Genomic DNA, 13,315 nt, shown 5'->3' with positions numbered 1-13,315 from the left:
GCTTTGCTGTCTGATTGATGACGATCGGAAAGGACAGTTGATTCGATCCTGTCCGTTCCTCAGGCAATCATGAGCCCCAATAGTCGAGGCCGATATCCAAGATCGGCGCGCTGTGGGTCAGTCGGCCGACTGAAATCAGATCAACGCCGGTCGCGGCAATCGCTCGCGCTGTATCGGATGCGATCCCGCCAGAAGCCTCGGTGATAGCACGGCCGCCAACGATTGCGACGGCGCGGCGAAGATCGGCGAGGGACATGTTGTCGAGCAGAACCGCATCGGGAGCGAAGCCAAGTACCTCCTCCAACTGGGCCAGCGTATCGACCTCGACTTCGATCTTGACGAGATGACCGGCCCATCTTCGTGCTCGCTCGAGCGCCGGGCGAACGCCGCCTGCGATGGCGATGTGGTTGTCCTTGATCAGAATTGCGTCGTCGAGGCCGAAGCGGTGATTGGATCCGCCACCTGCGCGCACGGCATATTTTTCGACTGCCCGCAATCCGGGCGTCGTCTTGCGCGTGCAGACGATCTTCGCGCCATATCCACGAACCGCAGCGACGATCGATGCCGTTGCTGTAGCGATGCCGCTCAGATGGCACAAAAAATTGAGTGCCGTCCGTTCGGCTGTGAGAATGGCCCGGGCAGGGCCAACCACTGATGCAATGACCTCTCCATCCATGACATTGCAGCCGTCTGCCCGCTCCACCGAAATTTCGACATCAGGATCAATCAAGCGGAAAGCGAGCATCGCCAGATCGAGGCCAGCGACAACTCCGGACTGGCGCGCCGCCAGCACGGTTCCCGCTTGGTGTGCCTTCGGCACGATGGCCTCCGTGGTCAAGTCGCCGGCTCTGCCAAGGTCTTCAAGAAGAGCTACCCTTACAAGCGGCTCAAGCATGACCGTGGGAAGCGGTGAGAGCGTCATCACTTTGCCCCTTCGAGGCTTGGCGAGTGTCCGAGTTCCCGCGCAGCGGCCAAGGCGGCTTCGAGGGTGATTTCGGACCGTCGGGCGACAGTCGCATGATGAGGAAAGTCTGTCCGGTAATGAGCGCCGCGGCTTTCTTCGCGCAACAGGGCGGCAACCGCGATCATTAGCCCGACAGCCGCCGGATCCGAGGCCGCGTCCTTGCTTTCGGCGAGCGGCAACAAGGCATATGCGGCTGCTTTCAAACCTTCACCATCCCGGACGATGCCGAGTGCGCGCGACAGGAAAACACGCACGGGTGTCGGCGCGGGCGATGGGTAAACGTCCGCAAACGCAGGCTTTGTTCTGCGAGCAGGCGTTCCGGCGACACTTTCAGCGACCCAGCGCGCGCACACGACGGCCTCGGTCAAGGAATTGCTGGCGAGCCTGTTGGCGCCATGCAGTCCTGTCGAAGCGACTTCGCCGCAGGCCCACAGCCCCTTGACGGAGGTCCTACCGGAGCCGTCCACGGCAACGCCACCCATGTGGTAGTGTTGGGCCGGACGAATGGGGATGAGATCGCGCGCGGGATTGATGCCGGCTCCACGACAGGCTGATGCGATTGTCGGGAAGTGTCGAGCAAATTCCGGGCCAGGCCGTTGCCGCGCGTCGAGAAAAACACGGTGGCCGTTGGCAAGATGGTTCCAGACGGCGCGCGCCAAGACATCACGAGGCGCAAGTTCCGCCCCTGGCACGCTCTGGAGAAAAGCCTGGCCGGTTTCGTCGATCAGGGCAGCACCTTCGCCGCGGACGGCCTCGCTGACCAGCACCATAGGGCGTTCCGGGCCGTCAAGCGCGGTCGGGTGGAACTGGATGAACTCGAGGTCGGCAAGGACAGCTCCAGCGCGGGCCGCAAGCGCCAGGCCCTGTCCGTAACTGCCCCAAGGATTGGTGGTGTCGAGAAACAGTCCCCCGATCCCACCGGTGGCGAGGACGACCCGCCGTGAGCCGAAGAAGACAGGTCCTATCGAACCGCTCGCCCAGACGCCTCGGATCGCATTCTCTCGCACCGCCAGCCGGCGCGCTTCCGCGCCCTCCACGACAACAATCGACGGAGTGGAACGCACAGCCGCGATCAGGGCACGCATGATCTCACGCCCGGTGCCGTCACCATGCGCATGAACGATGCGACGTCGGCTGTGTGCGGCCTCCAATCCGAGGCACAGTGATCCTTGCGGCGTACGGTCGAAGGGAACCCCAAAGCCCGCAAGCCCCTCTATCGCCTTGGGCGCGGCTTGGAGGATGCGGCTCGCCACGTCTGTGTCGCAGAGACCATCCCCGGCGGCAAGCGTATCGGCCAGGTGCAGTTCCGGATCGTCGTCTTCGCCGAAACTTGCAGCCAGACCACCCTGTGCCCAGGTGCTCGAATTGTCAGCTCCCAGCAGCGTCCTGGACAGAAGCAGCACCGGCTCCGGCGCCAGTTGAAGCGCGGTCATCAATCCGGCGATGCCGCCGCCGATGATGATGGGCCGCCCGAAGAAGCTGCGGATATCGGCGCTCAAATTGCCAGCATCCGTTCGACCGCAAGCCGCGCGCGCCCGGCGATCCCGGGTTCGATGGTTACGATATGGTGGTTCTGCTCGAGCGCCATGCGGATGTTGGCAAGCGTGATCCGCTTCATGTGAGGGCACAAATTGCAGGGCCGGATGAACTCGACCTCTGGGTGCGCTAACGCGACGTTGTCGCTCATCGAACATTCCGTCATCAGCACGACACGTGCCGGCCTTTGCCTCTCGACATAGTCGGACATGGCAGCGGTCGAGCCGGAAAAATCTGCTTCAGCCACGACGTCGGGCGGGCATTCGGGATGCGCGAGCACGATCACGCCGGGATGGCTTTCGCGCAACTCGCGGATGTCGGCCGGTGTAAAGCGCTCATGCACCTCGCAATGCCCTTTCCAGGCGATGATTTGCACATCGGTCTGGGCGGCGATATTCTGGGCCAGATATTCGTCCGGCAGCATGATCACCTGGGGAACGCCAAGGGATTGGACGACCGCCTTGGCGTTGCCGGATGTACAGCAGATATCCGACTCGGCTTTCACTTCGGCCGACGTGTTGACATAAGTGATGATCGGCACGCCGGGATAACGCTGGCGCATCAAGCGCACGTCTTCTGCCGTGATCGATTCCGCCAACGAACAGCCTGCCCGCAGGTCGGGAATGAGCACCGTCTTTTGCGGATTGAGCAGCTTGGCCGTTTCGGCCATGAAATGTACGCCGGCCAGCACGATGACTTGCGCCTCGATCGTCGCAGCCGTGCGGGCCAGTGCCAAGCTGTCGCCGACGATGTCGGCCACGCAATGGAAGATCTCGGGGGTCTGATAGTTGTGCGCCAGGATGATGGCGTTGCGCTCGCGCTTCAGTGCAAGGATCGCCTCGATATCCTCGACGAAAGCCGGCCATTCGATCGGCGGGATCACTCGTCGGACGCGCTCGTAGAGAAACGCGGTCGCAGGCAGCATGGCGCTCATCGACCCCTCCAGCTTATACTCTAGTTGAAAATAACCAGCATATACTTGCTGTGAGTATAAGCGATGTCAACCCCGCGCCAGCGGCAATTTTGTCCCGGCGATGACCCTCTCGTCGAGAACGGCGTGGCGGAACCGGTAAAGCTTCGCTGGCCGGCCGCCGGTCTCCGCGGTTGCCTCTCCGGTCTCTTCGACCAGCTCCTGCTGCTCGATCAGCCGGCGAAAGTTCGGCTTACGCACGAGCCTGCCGGCAAGCGCCTCCACGGTTCGCTGCAGCTGCAAAAGCGTGAAGACCGGCGGCATCAGCTCAAAGACGACCGGCCGGTATTTGATCTTGGAGCGCAGCCGCGCAATGCCGGTCGCCACGATGCGGCGATGATCGGCGACCATAGACTTGCTGGGCACCAGCGGAGGCAGCGTCGCGTCCCGTCCGCTTCCGGCCTCTTGGACCAGGCCTGCTTCGTAGACTAACTCATAGCGTTGAAGCGTGAGTTCCTCGTTCCAAAGGCGGTCGTCGAAGCCGAAGGCTATCGTCGCCCGCTGCCAGCGTTCACGTCGCGTGGCCGCGTCGCTGACGCCGTCTGCCCATTCAATCAGGCGCGGTCGCAGAACGTCCAGCACGACCGGAGGCGTGCCGGAGCGGTGGTCCTCCCATGGAAAATATTCATACCAGCTCTGCCAGCCGCACTTGGGCGAGCCAGCTGCCTGTTCCTTGCGGGTCAATGCGAGATAGCTGATGGAGATGACGCGCTGCTGGCGCTCGGCGCCGATGCGATCCCGATCCGCGAAGGTGTAGAGTTGCTCAATGTACCCCAGCGGATGGCCGGTCTGCTGCTCGACCCACCCCCTCAAACCGGATTGCAGCGATCGGTGCTCAAGCGCAAATGGTCCGGAGGGAAGGGTGTCCGCCTGGCCGATGGTGAGGACACAGGGTTCACTGTCGTTTACGGCGACGACAAAGGCGATCAGGTCCACTTTGACTTCGTCGGCCTTGACGGCGGCTCCGTCTTTCCTGGGTCCTTTTGCCTGATCGTCCATGTTCGCGAAAGTGGTTGGCCAGCTCGGGGGCGCCTGAATCGATTTAAGTGTAAGCGCGCCTGTCCGCACGTCAACACCGCACAGCTGCACGACCATTTTTAGCTCTTCGCACTTGCACAAAAATGTGGCAAACGCGACACCCGCGGTTGGTAACGTAGGGGAAGGAGGGTCCATTGAGTGCGTTTGGTGACACCAAGGCGATCACACCGCCGGATATTCGTTCGCGCAAAGGTGGGACGCCGCTCGTCTGCCTTACCGCCTACACGACGCCAGTCGCCCGGCTTGTCGATCCCCATTGCGATGTGGTGCTGGTCGGCGACAGCGTCGGCATGGTTCTCCACGGCCTGCCCTCGACGCTCGGTGTGACGCTGGAGATGATGATCATTCACGGCCAGGCCGTGCGCCGTGGCCTCGAGCAGGCGCTGATGGTCGTCGACCTGCCGTTCGGTTCCTTCGAGGAAAGCCCCGAGCAGGCTTTCCGCAATGCCGCGCGCGTCGTGGCCGAGACCGGCTGCGCGGCCGTCAAGCTCGAAGGCGGCGAAACGATGGCAGAGACGATCGGCTTCCTCGCCGCGCGCGGCGTGCCGGTCATGGCCCATGTCGGCTTGACGCCGCAGTCGATCAACACCATCGGTGGCTACCGCGTGCAGGGCAGAGGCGGGGATGCCGAGCGCATCAGGCGCGACGCGCTTGCGGTGAGCGAAGCGGGCGCCTTTGCGGTCGTGCTGGAGAAGGTTCCCGAGGCGCTCGCCCGCCGGATCACCGGGGAGGTGGCGACCCCGACCATTGGCATCGGTGCCTCGGCCGCCTGTGACGGCCAGATTCTCGTCGTCGACGACATGCTGGGCCTCTTCGGCGACTTCCGGCCCAAATTCGTCAAGCGCTATGCTGAACTGGGGGAGGCTGCTGCGGCTGCGATCGCGGCCTATGCGCGGGAAGTGAAGGAGCGCCAGTTTCCGGCCGCCGAGCACGTGTTTGCCGATGCGCCCAAGCCCGCCGACGGGGACGCCACCAAGAGCGGAGAAGCAGCGTGAGCGTGCCGATTGTCAGGAGCGTTGCCCAGCTTCGCCAAATCGTCGCCGCATGGCGCCGCGAGGGCGTGAGGATTGCCGTCGTGCCAACGATGGGCGTCCTCCATGAGGGCCATCTCAGCCTGGTGCGCGCGGCACTCGTGAAGGCCGACCGGGTGATCGTGACGCTCTTCGTCAACCCGAAGCAATTCAACAGCGAGGCCGATCTCGCCGCGTATCCGAGCACCGAGGACGAGGATGCCGCCAAGCTGGCACCGCTTGGCGCGCACCTGCTTTATGCGCCGGACGCAGAGGAGATGTATCCGGCGGCCTTCGCCACGACCGTTTCGGTGTCCGGTGTCAGCGAGGGCCTGTGCGGTGCCTTCCGGCCGGGACATTTCGATGGCGTGGCGACCGTCGTCGCCAAGCTCTTCCTGCAGACCAGCGCTGACTTCGGCTTCTTTGGCGAAAAGGACTTTCAGCAGCTTCGGCTAGTCAGGCGTATGGCCCGGGACCTGGATATTCCAATCACCATTGTTCCTTGCCCGACAGTCCGCCAAGCCGACGGTCTTGCACTATCATCGCGCAATGTCCGGCTCTCGCAAGCAGAGCGTGCTGTTGCCCCCGAGCTATCATCGGTCTTGCTCGAGACGGCTGAGCGGCTTGCCCGCGGCTCGCCCGTCCTGCCAACGCTTGCCGAAGCGCGCGCAGCAATTCTGGCTGCGGGCTATCGCGAGGTCGAATACCTGGAACTTCGCGACGAGGCAGATCTGCGACCCATGACAAGCCTTGACCGACCTGCACGCTTGCTTGTCGCGGCCTGGCTCGGCGGCACACGGCTCATAGACAACGTCAGAATATCACGGGTTTCAACAGATTAACGGGGTTCTCGGCACGCGCTGTATCCGTCCGGGATCGTTTAAAACAAGGTCTCTGCCTGGCATCGAGCGATCACGGAGGTTACGCAAAGCGCAAATGCATCGCGTGTTTGAGAACTTCGTCGAGCAACTGTCTGCAAGTGTTGATGCTGCCGATCTCCGTGAGGCAATGGCATCCGCTGCAGCCGGCTTCGATTTTCCGCTATTCGCCTATTTCACTTACCCGTCGGCCCCCGGCGACGCCCCGCAATTGATCTCAAACTATCCTTCATCCTGGACATCACGTTATCTGCAACAGCGGTACCACAGTCTTGATCCGGTCATCCTGCGCGGGCTGCAAGGCTGGGATACCTTTGATTGGGGTGTGGATCGCGCTCGGCACTGTCTGCCGAATTCGCAGCAACAAATTCTGGAGAGTGCGGCTGAGTTTGGCATCCGCGGCGGCCTGACGATGTCCATGCATGATCATTGCGGCCGGTTTGCTGCCCTGACCTTTGCTTCCGACGAGTCCCGCCCGCCTCTGTTGCGGTCACTGACACGTTACGAAAAAGCATTGCAGCTGGTGGCCATCAACTGTCATATCCATGTCCGGCGCAGGCTCGCCGACGATCGCGTGGTGGATGGTGTAACGCTCACCCCGCGGGAGTTCGAGTGCCTGAAATGGGCGGCGCGCGGCAAGTCGGCTTGGGTTATCAGCCAGCTTCTCGGCGTCTCAAAGCGCACCGTGACCTTTCATCTGGAAAACGCCAAGGCAAAGCTTGGCGTTCGAACGATCAACCAGGCCGTTGCACGACTGGCTGCCTCCGGCCAGGCGAGATCCTGATTCGTCGGCCACGATAGCTGTAAACCTCTACAGGCTGCATCGCTGCCGGCTTTGCCCTTCGATGGCGGGAACACATCCCGCACGGAGGCGACCATGATGCAGCTGATAACACCAGACCTTTACGACGAGTTCGCAAGCGAGCTCAAAGACATGCACGGGCTGAGGTTTCGGGTGTTCAAGGAAAGGCTGGATTGGGAAGTTGATACCGAAGACCAGATGGAAACAGACCCGTTTGATGGTCTGAAGCCTGTCTATCTGCTCCTCAAGGGATCCGACTGGCGAATTCGCGGTTGCGTGCGTCTTTTGCCCAGCACCGGACCCACAATGTTGCGCGACACGTTCCCGGTGCTGCTGGGTGCTGACGTCGTGCCCTCGACCTCCGACATATGGGAGAGCAGTCGTTTCGCGCTCGATCTCCCTCCGTCGGCGCCCAAGGCAGCGGGCGGACTGGCCCAGGCAACCTACGAGCTCTTCGCGGGCATGATCGAGTTCGGCTTGGCCAAGGATCTGACCCGGATAGTAACGGTGACGGACACGCGCATGGAACGGATCCTTCGCCTCGCGACGTGGCCATTGTCGCGCATCGGACAACCCAAGTCCGTCGGCAAAACGGAGGCGGTGGCCGGGTTTCTCGAGATTTCCCGCGCGAGCCTTTTGCGCATCCGCAGCAGGGGACGTCTGAGCGGACCGGTACTGTGGCAACCGGTTCTAGGCCCGTGCGGCATTGTGGACACCTGAGCCGTGAAGGATGCTGGTCTGCCCAAGGAAGCGACGGTCGGTCTTGTATGCTGGCCGGACTGGCGTTGTCACGAAGCTTACCACTACGCCAGACGATTGCCACGCACTGCCTGGGCCTGGGAGTTTCTTCGGCGCAATCCACAATTCCAGCGCGACCACGCCAAAATGGCACCGTCCGCCTGCATTGTCGGAGCCCAGGCCGACATGAACATAATCGAGTTGACGACAGGATCATCTTTCCTAAGACAATGGAGCCTCCTTTTTCGCGGACGCGCCACAGTGGGACGCTACGTCGGCAAGGGTCTTTTGGGATCCGCGCGACTGCGCCCGTATTCTACGAGCGGCCGCGGAGCTGGTTGGGCTCGACCACGATTTTGAACCGCTTGATCTTTCGTCGCTCTCATGCTGCAAGGACATCCTGCTGACACCTGCCGGCGTGCAGCACGTGCTGCTGAGGGAGGACTGCCGGAGTCTGCAGATCGCCCTTTCCGGTGCATCCGTTCTCCGCCCGTTGCGGCTATATGTCGACGCGATCGTGCAGCCGCAGCACCTGAAGTTCCATGTCGCTGCCCTTCAGTTCCTGAACGACATCAGTGGTTGCGGCCGCCTGGCAGCTGCTTGCTTTCCGCCGGAACCCCGCGGAGCGCGTCTGCGTATCGTGCTCCAGGCTTTGGATGGCTCGCTTGCGGGAGCATCTCATCAGGAGATCGCCATTGCCCTGTTCGGGAGACGCCGTGTCGAAGAAGATTGGTCTCATCCAGGTAGCCATCTTCGCGATCAGGTGCGTCGCGCCATCCAACGTGGCCGCTACCTGATGGGCGGTGGCTATAGACAGTTCCTGATATAATTCGGGTGACAGCTCGGTGATTGTTTATCCGAAAACGGGCAGGCATCAATCTCCATTTCTCACTGCTATTGTGCCTTGTACAAAACGTGACACGCGCCTAGTTCTTCCGCTGCGGGAATCGGGTTTGAGTAATATGGACGAAGCACTAAGAACCAACGCTTTCGTGATAGTGCATTCATGCCCCGAGAATCCTGATGACCGTTACGAACCCCGACAAAGCCGGCGCTGACTGAAACGGTCGCTGAACGTGCTCTGTGGCGTGCGCCGCCTGACTCTCGGTTTCGGCCATGCCGACCAACAGCGTATTGATAGGCCATCGCGGGCTAAACTCTACCGGCGAAAGCCGCGTCAACAGCGGCAGGCATTAAACTTGATCGGCGGCGACGATGATTATGATCAACGTGACGAACACGTGAATCATGCCGACGGCGCCGACGCTGCTGATGATGATGATGCCGATCATGCGTCGCTGATGCTGCCTAACTACAGTTGTGATCATGCCGATCACCGCGTGATCACGAGCGGCGGCGCTTCGTGTCAGGTGCGTAGCCGGGATGGTCGCGCATGGCCGATTGTTCCTTCGTGCCGCGGGGTGTGGGCTTGCGTTCGGTCATGAGGGCGTCAGGCGCAACGAGAAGTTTAGATCAGGGGCTCATCCATGGGGTAGATGATAGTTATCCCTACAATCAATTGTACCAATATTACCGAATACTACTACAAGATCCCCAATGAAAGCGGCCGGATGGGTATCCGTCTCGCGTGGGCTGAAGCTGCCGGCAAGAATGGGAAGACGAACATGTGCGGGATTGTTGGCATCGTTGGGCAACAGCCGGTGTCGGATCGGTTGGTCGACGCATTGAAGCGTTTGGAATATCGCGGCTATGATTCCGCCGGCGTTGCGACGATCACCGAAGGTGCCTTGCACCGCCGGCGCGCCGAGGGCAAGCTCGTCAATCTCGAGAGGAGACTGAAGGAAGAGCCGCTGAGCGGCAACATCGGCATCGGCCACACGCGTTGGGCAACCCATGGGGCCTCGACGGAACGCAATGCGCACCCGCACTTTACCGACGGTGTCGCCGTCGTCCATAACGGGATCATCGAGAATTTCACCGAGCTGAAGGACGAATTGGCGGCGGCTGGCGCCGAGTTCCAGACTGACACCGACACCGAGGTCGTCGCGCATCTCTTGGCAAGACACCGCCGGGAGGGCATGAGGCGGCAAGAGGCGATGCGTGCCATGCTGAAACGCGTCAGGGGCGCCTATGCGCTTGCCGTCCTCTTCGAAGATGATCCGTCGACCATCATGGCGGCGCGCAACGGACCACCGCTGGCGATCGGTCACGGCGACGGCGAGATGTTCCTGGGCTCCGACGCGATCGCGCTCGCTCCCTTCACCAATGAAATTACCTATCTCATCGAGGGCGACTGGGCCGTTGTCGGCAATTCGGGCGCCCATATCTTCGATTTCGACGGCCATCCCGTCGAGCGTCCGCGCCATACCTCCACGGCCGCGGCCGATCTGGCCAACAAGGGCAGCCATCGCCACTTCATGGAGAAGGAAATCTACGAGCAGCCCGAAGTCATCGCCCATGCTCTCCGTCACTATAGCAACATCATAGAGAATCGCGCCGACACGGTTTCTGGCATCGATTTCGCCAGGATCCCGAGCTTGGCGATCTCGGCCTGCGGGACCGCCTATCTCGCCGGACTGATCGGAAAATACTGGTTCGAGCGCTATGCGCGCCTGACAGTTGAAATCGACGTTGCGTCCGAATTCCGTTACCGCGAGATCCCGTTGTCGCCGCAGTCGGCGGCTCTTTTCATTTCGCAGTCCGGCGAAACCGCTGATACGCTCGCATCGTTGAGGTACTGCAAGGAGCGTGGGCTGAAAATTGGCGCTATCGTCAATGCCTGCGAATCGACCATCGCTCGGGAGGCCGATGCGGTCTTCCCGATCCTTGCCGGACCGGAGATCGGCGTCGCCTCCACCAAGGCGTTTACCTGCCAGCTTGCCGTTCTAGCCGCACTCGCCATCGGCGCCGCCAGAGCCCGCGGGACCGTAACCGAAGACGAGCTGCAGGCGCTCGTCAGGAGCCTCGCCGAAGTGCCGCGCGTCATGGGCCAGGTACTCAACTGCATCCAGCCGGAGATCGAGTTCCTGTCGCGCGAACTGTCAAAGTGTCGTGACGTCCTGTATCTCGGCCGTGGCACCAGTTTCCCGCTAGCGATGGAAGGTGCGCTGAAGCTCAAGGAGATTTCCTACATCCATGCCGAGGGCTATGCGGCGGGTGAATTGAAGCACGGTCCGATCGCATTGATAGACGACAACATGCCAGTGATCGTCATCGCGCCCCATGATCGCTTTTTCGACAAGACCGTCTCCAACATGCAGGAAGTGGCTGCCCGTGGAGGGCGGATTATCCTCATCACCGATGAAAAAGGGGCAGCCGCATCGAAACTCGACACCATGCACACGCTCGTGCTGCCGGCTGTCGACGAGATTATCGCGCCGATGATCTTCTCGCTGCCGATACAGCTTCTTGCCTACCACACGGCGCTCTTCATGGGCACAGATGTAGACCAGCCGCGCAATCTCGCAAAATCGGTCACGGTCGAATGATTGTGAACCTTTATAGGTGGCGATGCTTGTCCATCTTCGCTGCATCGGCGGTGGAAATTGGTCGAAGGTATCAGCGTCCGCGAGGCTGGGTGGACGGTGCCGCGAATAGCCACTGGAGGCGTCAGTGAGAGTTCGAGTTGCTGTTCAAGAAAGCCATCGGGGAGAATGAGTCGTGTAGGATCGCAGGTCGAATGCGCTACAGCCGATCAGGCCATCTCATGGCGGGCAGGTTCTTAGAACTTGATCAGAAGCAGGTGAGCCGCCATATTCCGACCCGGCTGCCAATTTCAAGTGGCCCATTCCATGGATGAGGCCGGTCCGGCCGAATGGACGTCCATTTTTTTGATTTGCTGGGTGTGCGCCAGGGTCGGGGAGGAAATCTCCCGATTTGTCAGGCGCTCCCATCTTCTTGGAGATGTTTATGAAGGATTCGCGCATTCCCGAGCCAGTCTTGACGGCTATGTCGCAGGGGACCCACATCATCCGCGCTTATCGTGAGCACCTTGGGTATTCAATCGAGGACCTCGCGGTCGCGTGCGGGCTTGCCGCTCAGGAAATCCAAAACATCGAGCGGGGTCTAAAGTACAATAAGGGCTATCGGAATCGGATAGCGAGATCGCTGTCCATACCTGTGGGAATTCTTGAGGCAGAGTCGGACATATCGGACGCCGCCTGATCAGTCGGATAATCTGCAATGGGTGGAAGACCGCTCTTGTGATGTGACGTTTGCGGCTGATAGTCGTCGCTTGATTCCGTTGGACGCGAATGCCTTCTGGCGCAGTACCGCCAAGAGAATTCTCGTCCACTGTCCGAGTCAGGAACTGCACACGGGCTCGCCGAACAGGAAGTTGGAACGCTTCGTCATGCTGTCTTAGGCGATATAGCCGCCCGGAGTGCTGCGACACGTGCACGATAGCATTGGCTCGCGAGGATGGATTGCTAACGGCGAACCCATGCTGGTCGGCAAGGCGATACTGGCTGGAGCATCAACTCGGCCGACGAGAGTGGCCCCCCATCCTAGGCAGGATCGGCCGACATGGCCGGCATCGCGAGCCGCTCTGAAAAGAGCACAGCGGGCATCCAGACGCTGCCGGGTTGACTATGGGTGTCGGAACCGCAAAAAGGGGCCGCTCTTCATGAGTGGCGTGCGCCGGCAGTCTAACCCCAAGCCCCCCGCCAGGCTGCCGGCGCGCTTCTAGCCGCCTTGATGCACGGCGATAAGCTTTTGACGGCCTGAAGCGACATTGTGGTCGCCGTTGCGGTGCTTTTCCACGCGCCTCGTCAGGCGCCGGGATTGCTTCGTCGTGATGGCAGGCGAGGGTTTGCAGGTTGCGGTCGACGGGTTCGTTTCGGGGCGTCTGCCCCCATCGTTATGTCGCGAGTTGGGGGATGCGATCGAGGACGATGCGCAGGATGCGCTGGTCGGGGCACCGATGTCGGCAGGTGCAGGCGGATTTGCGATTTCATCTCGACCACCCGCGCAGCGATTTTGATGAGGCGCAATCGCAGCGTGTCGAATTGGGCGACGGCAAAGCTCGAGCGCCTAGGCATCGCGGCCCGCAAGCCCCACATCAACCAGTAAGCACCGGCATGCAGGAATAGCCGGAACTGGTTGGCCGTCGCTCTGGTGCAGGATGTGCGGTCGGCGGCAAGATGCGTCTTCCACGACTTGATGTGGTTCTCGGCCGCGCCGCGCCGGCAGTAGACATCCTCGTAGAGCGCCTTGGCCTTCCCACCGGCAAGGTTGGTGACGACGAAGCGGATATCGCCACCTTGGGCGCCGACCTCGACCCGCGCGATGATGCGCTCGACGCGGCTCCAACTAGCGGCGCCGTCAACGAACTCCTTGAACCTGCGGACCTTGCCTGTCTTGGCCGACGCTTCGAAGCGCGCCGTCGTGCTGGCCTCCAGATCCGCGACATGCTTGCGC

12 protein-coding genes and 1 pseudogene are annotated in these 13,315 nt (G+C 61.4%); 8 read left to right on the top strand and 5 right to left on the bottom strand.

Annotated elements, in window-relative coordinates; translation table 11 throughout:
- Positions 1 to 67: 67 nt before the first annotated feature.
- From nadC to NKI85_RS28890, 4 genes are all read right to left on the bottom strand, one after another.
- Entirely contained in the window at positions 68 to 922 is an 855-nt protein-coding gene (gene nadC / locus NKI85_RS28905) for a carboxylating nicotinate-nucleotide diphosphorylase (RefSeq protein ID WP_352779586.1), read from the bottom strand.
- Positions 922 to 2,463, bottom strand: coding sequence for an L-aspartate oxidase (locus NKI85_RS28900; protein ID WP_352779583.1), 1,542 nt, complete (start codon positions 2,461 to 2,463; stop codon positions 922 to 924). Before NKI85_RS28900 ends, nadC begins: the two co-directional genes overlap by 1 nt.
- Complete coding sequence (gene nadA, locus NKI85_RS28895; protein ID WP_352508058.1) at positions 2,460 to 3,434, bottom strand: quinolinate synthase NadA; 975 nt, start codon at positions 3,432 to 3,434, stop codon at positions 2,460 to 2,462. The genes NKI85_RS28900 and nadA overlap by 4 nt, the downstream gene beginning before the upstream one ends.
- Before the next feature lie 66 nt (positions 3,435 to 3,500).
- Positions 3,501 to 4,469: an NUDIX hydrolase gene (locus NKI85_RS28890; RefSeq protein WP_352515987.1), complete on the bottom strand. Its 969-nt coding sequence runs from the start codon at positions 4,467 to 4,469 to the stop codon at positions 3,501 to 3,503.
- Positions 4,470 to 4,642: 173 nt separating this feature from the next.
- Between NKI85_RS28890 and panB the strand changes: the two genes are divergently transcribed.
- From panB to NKI85_RS28850, 8 genes are all read left to right on the top strand, one after another.
- Complete coding sequence (gene panB / locus NKI85_RS28885) at positions 4,643 to 5,503, top strand: 3-methyl-2-oxobutanoate hydroxymethyltransferase (protein WP_352779580.1); 861 nt, start codon at positions 4,643 to 4,645, stop codon at positions 5,501 to 5,503.
- Positions 5,500 to 6,360: a pantoate--beta-alanine ligase gene (gene panC, locus NKI85_RS28880; RefSeq protein ID WP_352779577.1), complete on the top strand. Its 861-nt coding sequence runs from the start codon at positions 5,500 to 5,502 to the stop codon at positions 6,358 to 6,360. The genes panB and panC overlap by 4 nt, the downstream gene beginning before the upstream one ends.
- Positions 6,361 to 6,454: 94 nt before the next feature.
- A complete protein-coding gene (locus tag NKI85_RS28875; protein WP_352779574.1) occupies positions 6,455 to 7,180 on the top strand; it encodes a LuxR family transcriptional regulator in 726 nt (241 codons plus the stop codon).
- Between the two features lie 93 nt (positions 7,181 to 7,273).
- Positions 7,274 to 7,918 (top strand): acyl-homoserine-lactone synthase, encoded by a 645-nt coding sequence (locus tag NKI85_RS28870; RefSeq protein ID WP_352764637.1) that lies wholly within the window; start codon positions 7,274 to 7,276, stop codon positions 7,916 to 7,918.
- A gap of 3 nt (positions 7,919 to 7,921) precedes the next feature.
- On the top strand, positions 7,922 to 8,296 hold the full coding sequence (locus NKI85_RS28865; RefSeq protein ID WP_352779571.1) for a transcriptional regulator domain-containing protein: 375 nt from the start codon (positions 7,922 to 7,924) through the stop codon (positions 8,294 to 8,296).
- A 58-nt stretch (positions 8,297 to 8,354) separates the two neighbouring features.
- Positions 8,355 to 8,765, top strand: a complete 411-nt coding sequence (locus tag NKI85_RS28860) for a DUF2285 domain-containing protein (protein WP_352779568.1) — start codon at positions 8,355 to 8,357, stop codon at positions 8,763 to 8,765.
- Positions 8,766 to 9,561: 796 nt separating this feature from the next.
- Positions 9,562 to 11,385: a glutamine--fructose-6-phosphate transaminase (isomerizing) gene (glmS, locus tag NKI85_RS28855; RefSeq protein ID WP_352779565.1), complete on the top strand. Its 1,824-nt coding sequence runs from the start codon at positions 9,562 to 9,564 to the stop codon at positions 11,383 to 11,385.
- Positions 11,386 to 11,800: 415 nt separating this feature from the next.
- Positions 11,801 to 12,061 (top strand): helix-turn-helix domain-containing protein, encoded by a 261-nt coding sequence (locus NKI85_RS28850; RefSeq protein WP_352496595.1) that lies wholly within the window; start codon positions 11,801 to 11,803, stop codon positions 12,059 to 12,061.
- A gap of 694 nt (positions 12,062 to 12,755) precedes the next feature.
- Here NKI85_RS28850 and NKI85_RS28845 read toward each other — a convergent pair.
- Positions 12,756 to 13,315: pseudogene (locus NKI85_RS28845) on the bottom strand (transposase); the annotation flags it as partial.

It is taken from the genome of Mesorhizobium sp. M0571 (assembly GCF_040320985.1).
Taxonomy (GTDB): Bacteria; Pseudomonadota; Alphaproteobacteria; order Rhizobiales; family Rhizobiaceae; genus Mesorhizobium.
The sequence above is the reverse complement of the archived record's forward strand: the minus strand, read 5'-3'. Positions and strand labels throughout refer to the sequence as shown.